A 17,104-nucleotide genomic window follows, 5' to 3' on the forward strand; every position below is an offset into this window, starting at 1 on the left:
TAGTTTGTAAATATTCCCAATTTCTGTTATAATACTCTCACTGCTTAATAATTAAGCTAATTTGAGTTTGTAAGATAAGGTACCCCAATTTTTATTTTTTGTATCTTTTCTTCAGATTTTATTTTCATATTAGGCAGCAAATTATGTACAACAAAAACAGAAATCATAAAGACAGTTTCCGTGGAGGAAATAGAAACTTTAGGAATAATAATCATTTTAGGTCTCGCGGAGGCGCTCGCGCTCGTTTTCGTGCCAAAAATTTTGACCCAACAAACATGATTAATAATCTTAATAGCATGCCCCAGGAAGAAGTTGTTGTAAAAGAATTTATTGCCAAAAATAAATTTTCAGATTTTAAGTTAGATAGGCGCCTGGAAACAAATATTATTAATAAAAATTATATAAATCCAACTCCTATTCAAGATGCTGCTATCCCAGAACTTTTAAGAGGCCATGATTTAGTCGGTATTGCCAAAACCGGTTCAGGTAAAACTGCAGCTTTTCTTATTCCTTTAATTAACAAAGTTTTAAGAAATCCTGATCAAAAAGTTTTAATTTTAGCTCCCACTCGTGAGCTTGCAGTCCAAATCAGAGATGAACTTCGTGAATTTACTTACAATACAAATTTACAAAGTGTTCTTTGTATTGGAGGAGTTAGTATGCACGGCCAGATTAAAATTTTACGAAGAAATCCTCAATTTGTTATTGGTACTCCTGGCCGCTTAAAAGATCTTGAAGATCAACACCAAATAAATTTTAATAATTATAGAAATATCGTTCTTGACGAAGTCGACCACATGCTTGATATGGGCTTTATCCAGGATGTAGATTACATCATTAATAAACTTCCATACGCCCGTCAGTCTTTATTTTTCTCAGCAACGATAACGGACGGTGTCGAGAGAGTTATGAAAAAGTTTCTTAAAAATCCGGTGACAATAAAAATTGAATCAAATGCCCCTACAGCAAATGTTAGTCAGCAAATTGTAAAAACAAACGGCAAATCAAAAATAGAAGTTTTACATGAATTACTTATCAGTCCTGGTTTTGAAAAAGTATTAATTTTTGGCCGCACAAAGTTTGGAGTAGAGAAACTCTCTAGAGAATTGATTGATAGAGGATTTAAAGCTGCTTCCATTCATGGAAATAAAAGCCAAAATCAAAGGCAAAGAGCATTAAGCGAATTTAAAGATGGGTATGTAAAAATATTACTTGCAACAGATGTTGCTTCTCGTGGTCTTGATATTCCAGATGTCACTCACGTCATAAATTACGAATTACCAGAAAGTTATGAAGATTATATCCATAGAATTGGAAGAACTGGTCGCGCAGACAAAAAAGGCACAGCTTTGACTTTTGTTAATTAATTTTCTAGTATTCTTAATACTATATGGTAGAACAAAACAACAAACCAAAATTATCTGCAGAAGAAAGTTATAATAAATTTATGCAAGAATTAGAAGAATTAAATGAAAAACTGGGCAGCTCAACTGTGGAAATTATTCGATTAGTTAATAATGCAATTTCAGCAGGATCACAAACACAAGGAACACCAGAAGAGGTTCATAATAAAATAGCAAGTGCATACTCATTAGGAATTCACAAACTTACTTTCAGACTAAATTATTCTGATGAATTGGCTCCTATTATTGCAGCATATATAACTCAGCAGGGTGAGCATCGTAGAGAAATTATTAAACTCCAACAAACAAATAAATAACTTGTCATCTTTGATAAAATATATTTATGACTCAAATTTCAGGAGGTACAGTCCACACCTTACCAAAAGATTTGCATGATGCTTTATCAAAAGACGCCAAAGCTCTTTTAATTTGGGAAACTTTAACTCCTCTTGCCAGAAATGAATGGATTTGTTGGACAACTCTAGTTAAAAAGCAGGAAACAAGAAATGATCACGTCAGAAGAGTAGTGAGTGAATTAAAAGATGGTATGCGCCGTCCGTGTTGTTGGCTTGGTTGTATTCATAGAAAAGATAAACCTCTTAGTAAGTCAGTTAAGTATGTTCTTAGCAAACGTAAAATTGCTTAGAGTGTTATAATTAATCTGTGTTAAATTTTAATTCCATTCTTCTTTCAACAGAAAATCACAAAAAGCTTGCAGAATTTTATATCAAAGTTTTTGACATGAAACCAACGATGGAAGATAAAGGTTATACTGGTTTTTTAGTTGGTAGTTGTTTCTTTAGCATTGGCGCGCACGACAAGATCCGCGGTAAAAATACCAATCCTGACAGGATCTTATTTAATTTTGAAAGCAAAGACGTTAAGGAAGAATTTGAAAGAATAAAAGAAATTGAAGGCGTAAAAATTATCAAAGAACCATATTCAATGGGAGAAGATAATAATTATTGGATTGCAACTCTTGCAGATCCAGATGGAAATTATTTTCAGCTAATTTCTCCTTGGGAAGGTTAAATAAATTTATTTAGTTTCAAGAAGCGAGATTATTTTATCTAATTTTGCATTTAATTCACCAAAGTCTTGTGTTGGAGCAGATCTAAAACTTGGCCTGTCATTTCTTCGATTTCCTCGGTCTGAATTGCGTCCTCCCATTTTTTCAAAACAATCACTGCAGTACACTGGTTTACCTTCAGTTGGTTTAAATGGAACTTCGCATTCTTTTCCACAGTTATCGCATGTTGCTTTGAACATCTCTCGAGGTCCTCGATCATTGCCAAAAGATCTGCCTCTAGAGAAGCCTCCTCGCCCGCGATTACGATCTCCAAATGAAGATCTTTTTCTGTCTCCGTCAAATGCCATAAGGCTATTATAACAGATTCAAAAATAATATGTTAAAATCTCTTTATGAGTAAAAATCCAATAACTTCTTTTGTAATTGCAGTCGAAGATCTAAATAAAATGAGCTTGCTTCAACCAAAAGGAATGTAATTAAATATTAAATTCTATTAATAAATCTTTTGGAGATAATCTAAACCAGCTTTCATAATCTCTTCTTGCAGATTCATATTCATAATATCTAGGATGATCACTGGGTATCCACATTGGAGTATTGGCAATTGCCGTCTGAACTTCCATTACAAAATTCCACCTGGCCTTTTTATCAGTATCAGTTAATTCTTCACTTAATTTATTTAACCAGGGGGCATTTTCAGGTGGTTGAGGTAGAGGATAAACCTCTCTTTGTATCTCAAGCATGATATCTAATGGATTTCTTTTTGTTTGTTCTTGGCTCTCAGTAGTCATAGTTCATATTCCAACAAGTAAAAGTCCTTGTCAACTGATATAATTGAAGCTGATTCAAATGCAAAATATTTTAAAAATCATAAAATTAAGTAAACCTCAGCATAAATGGATTATTGTTGACTGTCTATTAATTGTTGTTCAATCTGTTTTGCAGCAGGCAACTCCAATTATTTTGATGTATGTCGTAAACGATTTAACTACTCAAATAACAACTGGAAAAGGCAATTATCAGGAATTAACTCTTCTTTTCGCCTTAATTTTTGCAGTTAATGTCGGCTTGGTAATTATTAATGTAGTCAATCAAAGATTGGGGGATCATATTGCAAGTCGTCTTGGAAAGTATCTTACAGAGGTTTTCTACAAAAAAATCTTTACTCTTCCTCAAGTTTATTTTGATAGTGAATTGTCTGGAAAAATTGTCAACGAATTAAATAGAGGAATTATTTCTATCCGTGATTTTATTGGAAATGCCAGCAATTTTATTTTGCCAGGAATTTTGCAGGCAATTTTTGGAATTATAGTTCTTGCATATTTTGACAAATTAATTGCTCTTTTAGCAATTGCTGTTTTTCCAGTTTATATTTTAATTTCCAGTTACTCAACCAAAAAATGGGGAGAGATGCAAGCAAAGAAAAATATTCATGAAGACGCTTCTCGCGGCCGCATTGGTGAAGTTATCGGAAATATTAAATTAGTAAAAACATATAACACACAAAAAAGAGAATGGGATTATGTAAGGGATGAATATCAGACCCTTAATGATTTATATGACAAGCAGTCTACTCAATATCATGTCTTAAATTTCTTCCGTGAATTTGGCCTAGAAATCGCTTTTGTTTTTATCCTTTATATTATTTTTACTAAAACTTTTAATCGCAGCTTAACTCTCGGAGAAATGGTTTTAATTATTCAAATCTTAAATCAATTAAGATGGCCACTTTTTGGAATGAGTTTTATTTTAGAGCAAGTACAAAGAGCTGAGGCAGATTCTAAAGAATTTTTCGCAGTTTTAGATTTGGAGGGTACAGAAAAGTTCCAGGATAAAAAATTACCAAAACTTTTAAGTAAACCTGAAATTAATTTATCAAATGTTGATTTTGCATATTCTGAAGGAGGGAAAGTTTTAAATAATATTAATTTGCATTTAAATAATCCAGAAAAAGTTGCTTTTGTTGGTCATAGCGGTGCGGGTAAAACCACTTTAGTTAATCTAATATTAGACCTTTATGATCCAACTTCAGGTGAAATAACCATTGGTAATAAAAACTACAAAGAAGTTAGCCATGCTTGGGTTCGCGAACACATGGCCTTAGTTTTTCAAGATAATGAATTGTTTTCATCAACAATAAGAGAAAATGTTGCATATGGCGCAGAACATGCAACTGATAAAGAAATTATAAAAGCCCTAAAAGACGCAAATGCTTATGAATTTGTTATGAAATTTAAAGACGGCCTTGATGCCAAAATTGGAGAGCGGGGAGTAAAGCTCTCTGGCGGCCAAAAACAAAGAATTCAAATAGCGCGGGCAATTCTTCATGATAAACCAATTTTAATTTTAGATGAAGCAACTTCTTCTCTTGATTCTCGCTCTGAAAGTTTAGTCCAGGATGCATTAGAAAAATTATTTAAAAATAGATTAGTAATTATTATTGCTCACAGATTTTCAACCATTCAAAATGTTGATCGAATTGTAGTTCTTGATGCTGGAACGATCGTTGATGAAGGTAAACCGAAGGAATTAGCAAAGAAAAAAGGATTATATTCAGAACTTCTCAATTATCAAATCGAAGGAAATAAAAAACTTCTTAGTGAATACGAATTACGATAAAATAAATTATGAAGCTTAAATTAGTTTCCAAACGCCAAGAAATCCTAGACGTAACCACTTTTATTTTTGAGCCACAAGAAAAAATAAAATGGATTGCAGGCCAATATCTCCACTGGGTTTTACACCATGAACCAACTGACGACAGGGGATCTGACCGTTGGTTTACGATTTCGTCCGCTCCTTTTGAAAAAGAAATCCATATTACAACCAGATTTAATAAAGAAAGATCAAGTTCTTTTAAAAATAAATTATTCAGTTTAGAAATCGGCAAGAGCATTGAAAATTCCTATCTCGAAGGTGATTTTATTGTTACTGATCCAAATAAGAAATATATTTTTCTTGCAGGCGGGATTGGAATTACTCCATTTAGAAGCATAATCAAACAATTAGATCACGACAAATTACCAATAAATGTAGATTTGCTTTATGCAAATCACGATCAAAATATTGTTTTCAAAAAGGAATTAGAAGAAATCTCAAAGAGAAATCCCAATTTTAAAATTACTTACATATTTTCACCAGAACATATTGATGAAAATAAAATCAAACAAATTGTAAGCTTTCAAAACAAAATAATCTATGTTTCCGGTCCTGAACTAATGGTTGAAGATTTAATAAAAATGTTAAAAGAAATAGGAATAAAAGAAGAAAATATAAAAGGCGATTGGTTTCCAAATTACCCAAAGTTTTAAAGAAATTTTAAAACAATAAAAATTCCAATCAACCCTCCAATCCCTCCAAGTATCACAGATGAAAAAGATAAAAATCCTGCACCCCAAAGATTTGGAATCAAACTTCCAATTGTCCCTCCAATAAATGCTCCAATATAAACCAGTGTTTTTTGTGACATAATCTGTATATGAAAAAGTTTCTAACCATAATTATCTTAATCCTTTTTGTAACTGCCTGGTATCTTCTTTTTTACACCAAATCAAAACCAGTTTCTGTAAAAGTTAGTCCAGCCGAAAATAATTTGCAGCTTTTTATCGAGCCGGATTCTGGAAATAAATTCTTAATTGACGCAATCAATAGTGCTTCAAAAGATATTCTAGTAGAAGATTATTTGTTATCAGACAAAGACACAATTACATCTATTGAAAATGCCAAATCTCGCGGTGTTGATGTGCAAGTTTTGCTTGAAGAGCATCCTTTTGGCGGCAGCGGTTTAAATCCTAAAACCAAAACTGATTTAGAATCTCATAACATAAAATTTGAATGGACAAGCTCTAGTTTTGCATTAACTCACGAAAAGTCTCTAATTATAGATGACAAAGAATTATTTATTTTAAGTCAAAATTTAACAACTAGTAGTTTTACCAAAAACAGAGAATACGATATCGAGGATACTAATCAAAATGATGTAAACGAAGTTAAAAATATTTTTTCAAACGATTGGAATAGAACAACTTTTAATCCATCTCAAACTGATTTAGTAATTAGTCCAAACACGTCTCGTCCGTTATTAACTTCATTAATTGAAAGTGCAAATAAAGAAATTGATATAGAAGTAGAAGACATTGATGATCCATCAATATTAAGTTTATTATCGCAAAAATCTCAGGGCGAAATAGTTAATTTGTTAACACCAACTCTTAAACAAGTTAGTTCAAATAAAAAAGCTTTTGATGAATTAAAAAACTCTAAAGTAAATATTAAAACATTATCTTCGCCATATATTCACGGCAAATTAATTTTAATAGATAATCAAAAAGCTTATGTTGGCTCTATTAATTTTTCAACTCAAAGCATTGATGAAAATAGAGAATTGGGAATTATTTTAAATCAGTCCGATATTATAGAAACTTTATCCCAGACATTTGCTGGCGATTGGCAAAAAGCGATGGATTAAATAAGCAACAGAAAAAGAAATTATAGAAACTATTCCAAAAAATACCAAATCATTTTTCGGCGATAAATATTTCCAAACATTTTCTAAAATAATTACGTGAATAAAGAAAACAAAGAAAGAGAGTCTAGAAAGTTCTGACAAAAAATTAATTTTAATTTTGCTAAAAATAAAATACAAAATTCCAAAAACAAAAATTGTATAAATTAAAATAGAAGGTCGAAATTGTATGTAAAATGCTGCAACATTCCATGTTTGATAATATCTGTTAAATCCTTCTTTGAAAATAAAATAAGCTAAATAAATTGTTACAGGAATTAGTAAAACCCATATTTTATTAAGTATTTTTTTAAAATCATTAATATTTCTCACTAAATAAATTCCCAGTATAAAAACAAAAAAATTAAAAACTGCTACAGCAATTGGATAAGGTAGAGGAAAAGTAAAATATTTATAAACATAATTTAAAATTAAAATTTGTATTACAAATAAAACAATCAAGATATATTTTTTTAATTTAATTTTATGCAATATTGGAAAAATTAAATAAAAAATAAATAAAGAAGGGATAAAATAAAGTTGATAAGAAGAGCTCCCATCAATTAATGCATGTATCAAATCTTCACTATGATTTGTGTAGATAAAAAAATAATATATTAAACTCCAAATCAGATATGGCAATAATATTTTCGATAACCTTCTTTTTAAATAATTAAAATAATTTTCATTTTCTCGATATGATAATTCCAAAACAAATCCTGATATCAAAAAAAATAAAGGTACTGCAAATCTTGCAGCCTGATTTAAAAATAAACTAATTTGATTATTAATTAAATCATAATGAGTTACTTCCAGTTCTCGTGTTGTCGTGTGAATAAGGACAACTGCAAAAATTGAAATTAATCTCAAAACATCAATTGTGGTATCATAGTTTTTGCGCATGGGCTTTACTGATAAAGTTTACAAAATAGTTAGTAAAATTCCAAAAGGCAAAGTGGCAACTTATGGTCAAGTTGCAAAACTTGCCGGAAGTCCGCTCGCTTCTCGCGCTGTTGGATTAGCAATGAAAAATAATCCCAATGCTCCGATTGTTCCTTGTCATAGAGTTGTCGCCGCAGACGGAAGTTTAACGGGTTACTCAGGTGTCGGTGGAGTAGAAGGCAAAAGAAAAATGCTCATTAAAGAAGGCGTAGAGTTTAAAGGAAATAAAGTCGACCTTGAAGAATCTCAGTGGAAAAAGTGAGTTGGTTTAGAGAGGATTTTATCCATTACCAATTCTGGCTTACTCCGTAAATCAACATCATTAGTAATATAACAACTTCTTTCAAACTCTTGAATATATGCAGCAATTAATTGCGGATAATGCAATATATTCCAGAATGCTTCTCCAAAACCATTTTTATCCCAATCAAAACTTGAAATTAATCGCACATCAAGCTCAGTTAGGTAATTAGCTCCTCCAGATAAAAAATTAACTTTATTGCCATTGTTATAAGAATTAAATTCTGTAACAGCAATTGGAGTATTGGGTGCTAATTTATGCATATGTAGAATATCTGGGCCCAAAGAAATTTTGTAAGAATAATCAGGATCGATATAATGTTCCAAATCTATACTGCTTGGAGAATATTTATTATAAGTATCAACAGCAAAGACATGCATAAAATTTTCTCCAGGAAAGCCTTTAGTAAATGGCTCACTATTGAAAGGATCAGTATAAATACTCGAATTTACACAATAAATCACTTTCGCCAGATTACTCGAATTTACGACCTGTTTATACATTTTTCTCCAACCGCTATCAAAATCTCTATAACTCATATCTCCAAAAGCATCTTTCGTCCAGGGAGTAAAAGGTTCCCAAAATGGTCTCAAAAAATATGGTTTACCAAAACTATCCATTTTTTTAGTAATCCCTCCCAAAAATTTACTAAACTCCTCAAAATTAGTTGTTAAACCAAATTGGTATCCCAAAGCAAGAACGGGAATTATCCCATGATCAGTTGCTAATTTAATTTGATCGTAAATAAAAGGCATATAGCGCTCATCAATAAAAAAGTTAAAACACTGAGGAGAGGTTTTTAGAGCAGTAGCAACTCTCAAACCTTCACTTGTAAAATTAGTTTGTGGCGAAAAGCCTAGTGCAATAGAACCATCTTGAGGTGTATAAAAAGTAGTTGGCAATCTTGCAGATCTATTCTCGATAACAGCTTGTTTGTAAAATTCACTACCAACTTCAGCAATTTTCTGAAGAGTAAACACGCTCAAAAACAACCCTCCTGCTTTTAAAATCTCTCTTCTTGATACTCCCGAATTTTTTTGTTCAGCTGACAAACTGATCAATTATACTCGTCCTGACAAAATAAATAACATTTATAATTATTCCAAAAAAAATTACAAAAACTAACTCATTTTGTTTAATAATTAATGCATTTACGTTGCTAAGAATTTGTAAAGGATGAATAAAAACATCCCAGCTTTCAGCTCGCTGTATTTTTCCAAGTACCACTCCAAAAGAAATTAAAAAATTAAAAACAAAAATAAAATAATTTAAATTATGTTTCTTATATCTTTTCTTTAAAAATTTAATAAACGGATCCAATGCATAAAAATAGGTGACTATTCCAAGTGATACTAAAATCAAATATTCAAAAATAAGCAGCAAATCACGATAAAATTCTCCATTTATTTGTCCTGGCAAATATTGAATATCTGTTATTAAATAAATACTGTTTGGTAGAAATAAAAACCAGAAGACAAAAAAGATAATTTTTTCTAAATTTATTTTTGATTTTGTAAATAAAATTATAAAAACAACTGGTAAAACTGCTAACACCACATTCCAAACCATCCAGCTTAAATTATTAAATAATGTATCCATACATTATTTTTGCACATTCTTTAGTTTTTTAGAATACAAATCAGCAATTCTCGTTGGTTCTGGTAATTTATAACCTTTAAGGCAAGAAAGAGTTATTGATAAACTGCTTTCCAAATCACAAAACGTCCCAGGACTAACAAAAATTGGATTAGCTCTTGCTTTTGTTTTTACGCTAAAACCCAATTGTTCATTTGTTTTAGGGTCAATTATCTTGTCACTAACAATATTTCCATAAAGTTTTTTCTTAGCAATTCCCATGTGTCTTGGATGAATTAGTCCTGATCCGTCAACCATTATTAAATCAGGCTTATTTTCAATTTTTTTATAAACCTTTAATAAATTTGGAATTTCTCGAAATGATAAAAATCCTGGAATATAAGGAAAAGTAAGCGGCGAAATATTAGTTTGTACTTCAATTTCCTGAAGTTCTGGATATGTAAAAACAACAAACACACTAAAAATTTGAGTATAATTTCTATAGCTTCCGATTAATGAACTATCGCATCCTGCAATTAAATTTATTTTCGGCAGTTTATTTAGTTTTATTTGTTTTTGTAAACCTAATTGTTCTTGCTTTAATTTTTTTAAATCGATCATTAAAAAGTAATGTCAGTTCCGCTTCCGTAGGGAGCTCCATAAACTTGAGGTGTAACATGATATGTTCCGCTTGCAGCAGTTGCACTAAAAGTAGTATTTCCGTTAGAGCAATCGTTATTTGATGTAAAATTTACGCCGGTTGGATCCGAAACCAAAGAAACGCTTTCCCCGCAATCATTATTATTATTTTTTGTAACATTTACTGTTATCGTTGCCGGGGTTCCAATTGTTACATTAGTTATGCTTGCATTATAATTATCAGGAACTGGAGTTGGGCTTGGAGTCGGTGTTGGAGACGGAGTGTCTGTTGGTGAAACAGTTGCTACAGGAGGATTGGTTGGAATATATCCTTCAGATGTTTCATCGGTTGCGGGAACTGGAGTTTCAGCAATTTGATTAGGATCGGCGGTAGGGTATGGTGTATCAGTTGGAGATATAGTATCTATAGGTGTTGCCTGGGTCAGGTCTCCTTCAACTTGCCCGGTTGTCGTGTTTGTCGAATTGGCGTTCATTGCTCTAATTCTTAGCCCCATTCCAACCATAACTCCTGAAAAAATAATTACTATTCCAAATGCGATTACTGTTTTGTTTGAATTACTAAGCTTATTTTTAAGTTTATTAATAAACTTTTCTTTTTGCGGAGGTTGAAATTGTACTTGTTGTTCCTGTTTGAATGGATTAAAAACTTGATAATTATTCTGCATCCTATCATTATACAGGGTAGTCAACTGAAAACTTGCTTTAAGATTCAGGTGTTTTTAAACTATCAGTTTGCTAAAATAAGTTAGATGCTTAAGAAATTTGATAAAAAATATTTATTTTATATCTCCTGGATTCAGGCAATCGTTGCTATGGCTGGCAGTTTATATTTTAGTGAAATAAGAAAATTTCCTCCCTGTATTTTATGTTGGTATCAGCGAATTTGTATGTACCCTTTAGTTGCTTTGATTGCAATTGGCATCTATAAAAAAGATAAGAATTTGCCGTATTATGTTTTGCCTCTTTCTTTAATCGGGACGGCAATTGCTGTATTTCACAATCTTTTATATTTCAACATTATCCCGGAAAGTGCTGCTCCCTGTATTGCAGGCGTTTCTTGTACCACAAAATTTATAGAATATTTTGGTTTTATAACTATTCCGTTTTTATCTTTATGTGGATTTTTAATTATTGATATTTGCATGATATTATATTTGAAATGGGGGAAGCTAAAGGTTTAATCATTACTGCAGCAGTTACGCTTCTTATTTTAATAGGAGGAGTTATTCTGTTGTCAAAAGGCGGGACAGCAAAACCCACTCCGGTCGATTCAAGCTTTCTAGTAAAGTCAGACAGTCATCAAACAAATCCAGGCGCAAAAGTTACAGTTGTGGAATTTGGAGATTACGAATGTCCGGCTTGTGGCGCAGCTTATCCAATCACAAAACAGGTTTTATCAACATATGGCAGTCAAATAAACTTTGTCTTTAGAAATTTTCCTCTTCCTCAACACAAAAATGCACCTATGGCTGCAGAAGCAGCAGAAGCTGCAAATGCACAAGGAAAATTCTGGGAAATGCACGACAAATTATATGACACTCAAAATGATTGGGCTGATTTAGATAATCCCTTTAATACTTTTGTTGGATATGCAAAAGATTTAGGTTTAAATACAGATCAATTTAAGTCCGATGTCCAGGGAAATAAATATGCAAATGTAATCTCGACAGATACGAATGACGGAAATGCAATTGGAATTAATGCAACCCCAACCTTTTATGTAAACGGAATTGCCTTAAGCGGAGTCCCAAGTTTTGACGACTTCAAATCAGCCATCGACCCTCTTCTGAAGTAAAGTCGGCTTTACTAGATTTTGCGCTTTTAATATTTAATAATACTTTCAAATGGAATTAAAAATTCACGAATTTCAAGGAGCGATACTGCGAACACTTTTATTCAATCCAAAAGCAAGATTCAGAGATTTGAATAAAGTTGATATTACAAATGATCATTTTACATTCCACCTTAAGCAATTAATTAAAGAAGGCCTGGTTGCTAAAAATGGAATTTACTACAGCCTGACAGATTCTGGAAAAGAATTTGCAAATCGGATGGATACAGATTCTTTAAAATTGGAACGCCAAGGTAAATTAGGAATCGCAATTCATGCCATACGAATAAAAAACAATCAAAAAGAATATCTAATTCATAAACGTCTAAAAGAACCGTTTTACGGTTTTTACGGATCTCAGAGTGGGAAAATAAGATGGGGAGAAATGCCAATTGATACTGCAAAAAGAGAATTCTTTGAAGAAACAGGTTTAAAGGGGACATTTAAATTAAAAGCAATTGTTCATTATCATAATTTTCACAAGGACGGAAAACTTTTAGAAGATAAATATTTCTGGGTATTCGAAGTTATAAACACGAAAGGTTTACTAAAAGAAAAAATTGAGGAAGGAGAAAATATTTGGATGACTGAAAAAGAATATAGAAAACTTAAAAATACCTTTGCAACTTTTGAAGAAATGCAAGAAGTATTAAAAGCTAAGAAATTATTGTACCTAGACAAAATAAAATTTGTAGATAACTTTTAACATGACAGAAAATCCTGTAGAAATATGGCGAGAATGTAGAAATTCCTGTTCTTTTGGTTTGTTTGCGAACGATGAAGCAGGCTATGCTCTCGCTGAAGAAGGTTATAACGAAAATTACGGATGCGAACATTCAGAAATAGTTAAAAGCGGTAAATACAAAAACATGGAATTTATGGAAACAAATGGAAGTTTTACAGAAGCTGCAATTTTACATGGATTTGGTAAAGATACAGACGAAAAAACCATAAACGATCTCAAAAATTCTTGCGCAAATTGCAAATATTTTCAAAGAAGAATCTAATTATTTAGTTATATAATGTCTTATAAAATCCAAAAACTTTTCATAATGGTGATAAATTAAATATCCATTAGTTACAAGAAGTAGTGGAAATACAAATCCTCGCTCTACAATACTTCCGGTTGTTACCCTCCAGGCTTTTATCGGTGGGATTCCAAATCTTATTGGAATTGGAAAAAGCCAGGGTACGCCTTCCTTTGTAAATGTATCCATAACAAGATGTGAAATTACTCCAAGCATAAAAGCAATCCAGACTATTTTTATATCTACAAGTAAAAATGTATGAATATAATTAAGCAATTTAGAAGATAAAAATCCAAAAATTGCCATTCCCAGAAGTGAGTGGGAAATAGAGCGGTGGCTTCCGGTAAATTGATGTGCAATTTTGCCGAAAATTCCTCCAGCAGGTATTTTGTGCCATATTTTTCCAGTTGGCTGGTCAATATCAGGTGCAATTCCTCCAATCATATTTGCTGCAATTGCGGTAAAAGCCGTCGCCAAACTCATTTGTATTAACGGTTGTGTTGCAATAATGTAAGTTAATGTTGTAAAAGCTGCAAGGTCATGAGTTCGCCCAGTCATTGTAAAATATCTGTAAATCTTAATGGACAACCTTGGGGTATAGAATGGCAATTTTCTTCGATGACATTATTATTTACTTTATTGGCATCTTCTACGGAAGATAACCCCAGTGTTCTTTCGCGCATTATATTATACAAACCACAAACTGGTTCTCTACTTATAATTGTTTTTCTAAACAAAGGACAATTATTGTTTTGGCAATAATATGCATCGTTATTACTTATAATTCCGTCAGTAGAATGTAATTGTTTAATAGAAGCGTCTATAACTGCAGTAACAACTTCAACACTCATATTTCATAATACACCAAACTTTGCCAATTGACTAAATTGCTTTAGGTGCTAAACTAATCACATGTCAGATAATGCAATAGAAGTAAAAAATCTTGTTAAAAAGTTTGATAAATTTACAGCAGTTGATGATATTTCTTTTGATGTAAAAAAAGGAGAAATCTTTGCTTTCCTGGGTCCAAACGGTGCAGGTAAATCAACAACTATTAAAATGCTTACAACTCTTCTTAATCCAACTTCTGGTGTTTTAAAGTTAAACGGAATGGACGTTACGAAAGATCAGGATAAAGTTCGCAAATCTTTTGGAATCGTTTTTCAGGATCCTTCTCTTGACGATGAACTGACTGCTTTCGAAAATATGCAATTTCATGCAGTGCTGTATGGAGTTTCAAAAAATGGTTTGGAAAATAAAATCAAAGATCTTTTAAGCTTTGTTGAATTGTGGGACCGCAAAAATGATTTGGTCAAAACTTTCTCCGGGGGAATGAGAAGAAGATTGGAAATTGCTCGCGGACTTTTGCATCACCCGGAAATTTTGTTTTTAGACGAGCCAACTCTCGGTCTTGATCCTCAAACAAGAAATAGTATGTGGAATTACGTCGGTAAACTAAATAAAAGTGACAAGTTAACAGTTTTCTTTACCACTCATTACATGGAAGAAGCAGAAAAAAACGCCCAAAGAATAGCAATTATTGATCACGGAAAAATTATTGCAATTGGGGGAGCTGATGATTTGAAAAAGAAAACTAAAACAAAATCCTTAGAAGATGCATTTCTAAAATTAACTGGAAATTCAATTCGTGAAGAAAAATTTGGTGCGGCAGATCATATGCGCCAAATGGGGAGAATGTGGGGAGGACGACGATGAACGCAATTTATATTCTGTGGTTAAGATCATTAAAGAGATATTTTAGAAATCGCTCACGTATCATTGGTTCTCTTGGGCAACCTCTTTTGTTTCTGGTAGCTTTAGGCTTGGGGTTTGGCCCAATTTATGCCAAAGCAGGTGGAGGAAATTATATTAATATTTTAGCCCCAGGCGTTATCGCCATGAGTATTTTATTTACTGGTATTTTTAATGGCGTAGAAATTATTTGGGATCGCCAGTTCGGATTCCTTAAAGAAACAATGGTGGCTCCAGTTTCTAGATTTGAAATTATGTTAGGTCGAACTCTCGGGGGAGCAACTGTTGCAATTATTCAAGGCATTGTTGTCTTAGTCTTAACAGTTCTAATAGGTTTTCGTCCAAATCTTCTTGATGTCCCTTTGTCAGTTTTGTTTATGCTTTTAATTGCACTTTTATTTACAGGATTAGGGACTGCAATAGGGAGTATGTTAAATGATATGCAGGGTTTTCAATTAATTATGAATTTTATTGTCCAGCCAATTTTCTTTTTATCAGGAGCACTTTTCCCCTTAAACGGTTTAACTGGGCCAATTGAAATTATCACTAAAATAGATCCTCTTGCTTACGGAGTTGACGGTCTTCGTGCAACTCTTGCAGGGACTGGAGGTTATGGAGTTGGTCTAGATTTATTAGTTTTAAGTGTTTTATCAGCAATTCTTTTGGGAATTGGAAGTTACCTCTTTAGTAAAATTCAGATATAATAAATTATGTCAAAAGATATTAGCAAAGTAATCAAACTTCAAAATGAAGAAGACAAAATTCTAAAAGAAGAAAAAGAAATTAAAAAAGAAAACGAAGAATTAAAAAAATTAATTAAAAAAGATATTGCTTACGATAAAAAAACAAAAGAACTAGAAGTACAGGAGGTAAACTTCATCCAAAAATTTGCAATAAAAAGTGCAAAAAAACACAAACTTATTTTCGCTGTTCTTGTTGCTACAGCAGCTATTCTTGTTTGGCACAGTGCGTGGACGCTTCTAGATAAAGTGCCTGCATATTTTTCACTAACCTTTATTATTGTCGGTATTATAATTCTCTGGATGTTCAACCAGTTTAAAAGATTATGACACTTCGCTGCTTATGAATTATGAACAATACCTTTCCGACGACGAAAAATTAAAGTTGGTTACAGGTTATAGTACCATCCATCTTCGTGAGATTTTTTTGACTAAAGTTTTTTTTCCTGGATTTGTTTTTATAATTCTTGGTGCTCTTTCTTCTTATTTGACAAGTATTAAGCTCTGGGAAGGTCTTTTAATTGGGCTCATCTTTTCATTTATTCCCGCATTAATAATTACAGTTATTATTAACAATTCTCACAAATATTTACTAACAACCCGTCGTGTTATTGTTAAAGAAGGTTTTTTTCGTATCAACTTAGCATCCATTCTTTTTGATAAAATAACCCATATTACCGTTGATCAAGGTTTTCTGGAAAGATTTGTTTTGGGTTATGGAACTCTGCGCATCGATACTGCAGGCAGCAGTGGAGATGAGATTACATTAATGTTTGTTGCAGAACCGATTAAATTAAAAAATCGTCTTGAAGATTTAATTCATAAACATGCAATTGCTCCGGTCAATAAAGAAAAACCAAAAAAAGTAGGCAAAAAATTAATTCACCCTCTTAATTTCTAGAAGTTTTTTCAATTTAATAAAAGGAGCAAAAACAATTGCCACAAGGTCATCGCTTAATCCAAAAAGCAGTATCAACCTTTTCAAGCCAAATCTGATTATTTTAAATACTATCTGTAATGTTCTTGTAAGTATTTTTAATAAAAAGCGAATAGCACGAAAAAGTAATTTAAAAGGCAAAAAAATAAGCTTAAACATAAAACTATTTTAAGCAATCGGCAGGTATTTTCATTACATTTATCACCTCTTGTTTGCTTCTGTTTATAATATTTTGTATCGGCTCCGGAGCATTTTCTACAGAAAGAAGTGATAATATTGCAGTTCTGTTGTTTATAATTAAAAACCCTTCAAGTACAATTCCTAAAATAAATCCTGATAATATCCCATTTAATATTCCTGACCTTGGTTTATCCTTACTTCCGAATATCATATGTTTTTAT

26 protein-coding genes and 1 pseudogene are annotated in these 17,104 nt (G+C 32.0%); 16 read left to right on the forward strand and 11 right to left on the reverse strand.

Annotated features, from left to right (window positions below):
- Positions 1-143 precede the first annotated feature (143 nt).
- The 4 genes from VG895_04815 to VG895_04830 are packed head-to-tail and all read left to right on the forward strand — an operon-like array spanning position 144 to position 2,435.
- Positions 144-1,367, forward strand: a complete 1,224-nt coding sequence (locus VG895_04815; protein HWA52345.1) for a DEAD/DEAH box helicase — start codon at positions 144-146, stop codon at positions 1,365-1,367.
- Positions 1,368-1,390: 23 nt separating this feature from the next.
- Positions 1,391-1,720: a hypothetical protein gene (locus tag VG895_04820; protein HWA52346.1), complete on the forward strand. Its 330-nt coding sequence runs from the start codon at positions 1,391-1,393 to the stop codon at positions 1,718-1,720.
- Positions 1,721-1,746: 26 nt separating this feature from the next.
- Positions 1,747-2,049 carry a YdeI/OmpD-associated family protein gene (locus tag VG895_04825; GenBank protein HWA52347.1) on the forward strand — a complete coding sequence of 101 codons (303 nt, stop codon included), beginning with the start codon at positions 1,747-1,749 and terminating at the stop codon, positions 2,047-2,049.
- A 17-nt stretch (positions 2,050-2,066) separates the two neighbouring features.
- Positions 2,067-2,435, forward strand: a complete 369-nt coding sequence (locus tag VG895_04830; protein HWA52348.1) for a VOC family protein — start codon at positions 2,067-2,069, stop codon at positions 2,433-2,435.
- Positions 2,436-2,582: 147 nt separating this feature from the next.
- On the opposite strand, the pseudogene VG895_04835 reads toward VG895_04830, so the two are convergent.
- A pseudogene (locus VG895_04835) lies at positions 2,583-2,672 on the reverse strand (CxxC-x17-CxxC domain-containing protein).
- Between the two features lie 237 nt (positions 2,673-2,909).
- Positions 2,910-3,224, reverse strand: a complete 315-nt coding sequence (locus VG895_04840) for a hypothetical protein (protein HWA52349.1) — start codon at positions 3,222-3,224, stop codon at positions 2,910-2,912.
- A 58-nt stretch (positions 3,225-3,282) separates the two neighbouring features.
- On the opposite strand from VG895_04840, the gene VG895_04845 reads away from it, so the two are divergent.
- Positions 3,283-5,052 carry an ABC transporter ATP-binding protein gene (locus tag VG895_04845; GenBank protein ID HWA52350.1) on the forward strand — a complete coding sequence of 590 codons (1,770 nt, stop codon included), beginning with the start codon at positions 3,283-3,285 and terminating at the stop codon, positions 5,050-5,052.
- 8 nt (positions 5,053-5,060) lie between these two features.
- Complete coding sequence (locus VG895_04850; GenBank protein ID HWA52351.1) at positions 5,061-5,744, forward strand: FAD-dependent oxidoreductase; 684 nt, start codon at positions 5,061-5,063, stop codon at positions 5,742-5,744.
- Here the strand turns inward: VG895_04850 and VG895_04855 are convergent.
- Positions 5,741-5,902 carry a hypothetical protein gene (locus tag VG895_04855; GenBank protein ID HWA52352.1) on the reverse strand — a complete coding sequence of 54 codons (162 nt, stop codon included), beginning with the start codon at positions 5,900-5,902 and terminating at the stop codon, positions 5,741-5,743. The genes VG895_04850 and VG895_04855 overlap by 4 nt on opposite strands.
- A gap of 9 nt (positions 5,903-5,911) precedes the next feature.
- Here VG895_04855 and VG895_04860 point away from each other — a divergent pair, with 9 nt between their 5' ends.
- On the forward strand, positions 5,912-6,901 hold the full coding sequence (locus VG895_04860; protein HWA52353.1) for a phospholipase D-like domain-containing protein: 990 nt from the start codon (positions 5,912-5,914) through the stop codon (positions 6,899-6,901).
- Here VG895_04860 and VG895_04865 read toward each other — a convergent pair.
- Positions 6,857-7,840, reverse strand: coding sequence for an acyltransferase (locus tag VG895_04865; protein HWA52354.1), 984 nt, complete (start codon positions 7,838-7,840; stop codon positions 6,857-6,859). The genes VG895_04860 and VG895_04865 overlap by 45 nt on opposite strands.
- On the opposite strand from VG895_04865, the gene VG895_04870 reads away from it, so the two are divergent.
- Positions 7,839-8,141, forward strand: coding sequence for an MGMT family protein (locus VG895_04870; GenBank protein HWA52355.1), 303 nt, complete (start codon positions 7,839-7,841; stop codon positions 8,139-8,141). The genes VG895_04865 and VG895_04870 overlap by 2 nt on opposite strands.
- Here VG895_04870 and VG895_04875 read toward each other — a convergent pair.
- From VG895_04875 to VG895_04890, 4 genes are read right to left on the reverse strand one after another with little or no spacing between them, the layout of a single operon-like run.
- Positions 8,126-9,232 (reverse strand): hypothetical protein, encoded by a 1,107-nt coding sequence (locus VG895_04875; protein ID HWA52356.1) that lies wholly within the window; start codon positions 9,230-9,232, stop codon positions 8,126-8,128. The genes VG895_04870 and VG895_04875 overlap by 16 nt on opposite strands.
- Positions 9,222-9,779, reverse strand: coding sequence for a DUF1361 domain-containing protein (locus VG895_04880; protein ID HWA52357.1), 558 nt, complete (start codon positions 9,777-9,779; stop codon positions 9,222-9,224). Before VG895_04880 ends, VG895_04875 begins: the two co-directional genes overlap by 11 nt.
- A 3-nt stretch (positions 9,780-9,782) precedes the next feature.
- On the reverse strand, positions 9,783-10,376 hold the full coding sequence (locus VG895_04885; GenBank protein HWA52358.1) for an endonuclease V: 594 nt from the start codon (positions 10,374-10,376) through the stop codon (positions 9,783-9,785).
- Positions 10,376-11,080 (reverse strand): hypothetical protein, encoded by a 705-nt coding sequence (locus tag VG895_04890; GenBank protein HWA52359.1) that lies wholly within the window; start codon positions 11,078-11,080, stop codon positions 10,376-10,378. The genes VG895_04885 and VG895_04890 overlap by 1 nt, the downstream gene beginning before the upstream one ends.
- Positions 11,081-11,164: 84 nt before the next feature.
- Here VG895_04890 and VG895_04895 point away from each other — a divergent pair, with 84 nt between their 5' ends.
- Genes VG895_04895 through VG895_04910 form a run of 4 tightly spaced genes read left to right on the forward strand, consistent with a single transcriptional unit; the run spans position 11,165 to position 13,253 of the window.
- Positions 11,165-11,596, forward strand: a complete 432-nt coding sequence (locus VG895_04895; protein HWA52360.1) for a disulfide oxidoreductase — start codon at positions 11,165-11,167, stop codon at positions 11,594-11,596.
- Positions 11,575-12,210 carry a thioredoxin domain-containing protein gene (locus VG895_04900; GenBank protein ID HWA52361.1) on the forward strand — a complete coding sequence of 212 codons (636 nt, stop codon included), beginning with the start codon at positions 11,575-11,577 and terminating at the stop codon, positions 12,208-12,210. The genes VG895_04895 and VG895_04900 overlap by 22 nt, the downstream gene beginning before the upstream one ends.
- 49 nt (positions 12,211-12,259) lie before the next feature.
- The gene (locus VG895_04905; protein ID HWA52362.1) at positions 12,260-12,952 is read left to right on the forward strand and encodes an NUDIX domain-containing protein; all 693 of its coding nucleotides are present in this window, start codon (positions 12,260-12,262) and stop codon (positions 12,950-12,952) included.
- Position 12,953: 1 nt separating this feature from the next.
- The gene (locus VG895_04910) at positions 12,954-13,253 is read left to right on the forward strand and encodes a hypothetical protein (GenBank protein HWA52363.1); all 300 of its coding nucleotides are present in this window, start codon (positions 12,954-12,956) and stop codon (positions 13,251-13,253) included.
- Here VG895_04910 and VG895_04915 read toward each other — a convergent pair whose 3' ends face one another.
- Positions 13,254-13,832 carry a metal-dependent hydrolase gene (locus tag VG895_04915; GenBank protein HWA52364.1) on the reverse strand — a complete coding sequence of 193 codons (579 nt, stop codon included), beginning with the start codon at positions 13,830-13,832 and terminating at the stop codon, positions 13,254-13,256.
- Positions 13,829-14,125, reverse strand: a complete 297-nt coding sequence (locus tag VG895_04920; GenBank protein HWA52365.1) for a hypothetical protein — start codon at positions 14,123-14,125, stop codon at positions 13,829-13,831. Before VG895_04920 ends, VG895_04915 begins: the two co-directional genes overlap by 4 nt.
- A 61-nt stretch (positions 14,126-14,186) precedes the next feature.
- Here VG895_04920 and VG895_04925 point away from each other — a divergent pair, with 61 nt between their 5' ends.
- The 4 genes from VG895_04925 to VG895_04940 are packed head-to-tail and all read left to right on the forward strand — an operon-like array spanning position 14,187 to position 16,667.
- On the forward strand, positions 14,187-14,990 hold the full coding sequence (locus tag VG895_04925; protein HWA52366.1) for an ATP-binding cassette domain-containing protein: 804 nt from the start codon (positions 14,187-14,189) through the stop codon (positions 14,988-14,990).
- Positions 14,987-15,730, forward strand: coding sequence for an ABC transporter permease (locus VG895_04930; protein ID HWA52367.1), 744 nt, complete (start codon positions 14,987-14,989; stop codon positions 15,728-15,730). The genes VG895_04925 and VG895_04930 overlap by 4 nt, the downstream gene beginning before the upstream one ends.
- 6 nt (positions 15,731-15,736) lie before the next feature.
- Entirely contained in the window at positions 15,737-16,096 is a 360-nt protein-coding gene (locus tag VG895_04935; GenBank protein HWA52368.1) for a hypothetical protein, read from the forward strand.
- A 13-nt stretch (positions 16,097-16,109) separates the two neighbouring features.
- On the forward strand, positions 16,110-16,667 hold the full coding sequence (locus VG895_04940) for a PH domain-containing protein (protein HWA52369.1): 558 nt from the start codon (positions 16,110-16,112) through the stop codon (positions 16,665-16,667).
- A gap of 199 nt (positions 16,668-16,866) precedes the next feature.
- Here the strand turns inward: VG895_04940 and VG895_04945 are convergent, their stop codons facing one another.
- A complete protein-coding gene (locus VG895_04945; GenBank protein HWA52370.1) occupies positions 16,867-17,094 on the reverse strand; it encodes a hypothetical protein in 228 nt (75 codons plus the stop codon).
- Positions 17,095-17,104 lie beyond the last annotated feature (10 nt).

Source organism: Patescibacteria group bacterium (genome assembly GCA_035549555.1).
Taxonomy (GTDB): domain Bacteria; phylum Patescibacteriota; class Microgenomatia; order UBA8517; family UBA8517; genus Co84-156.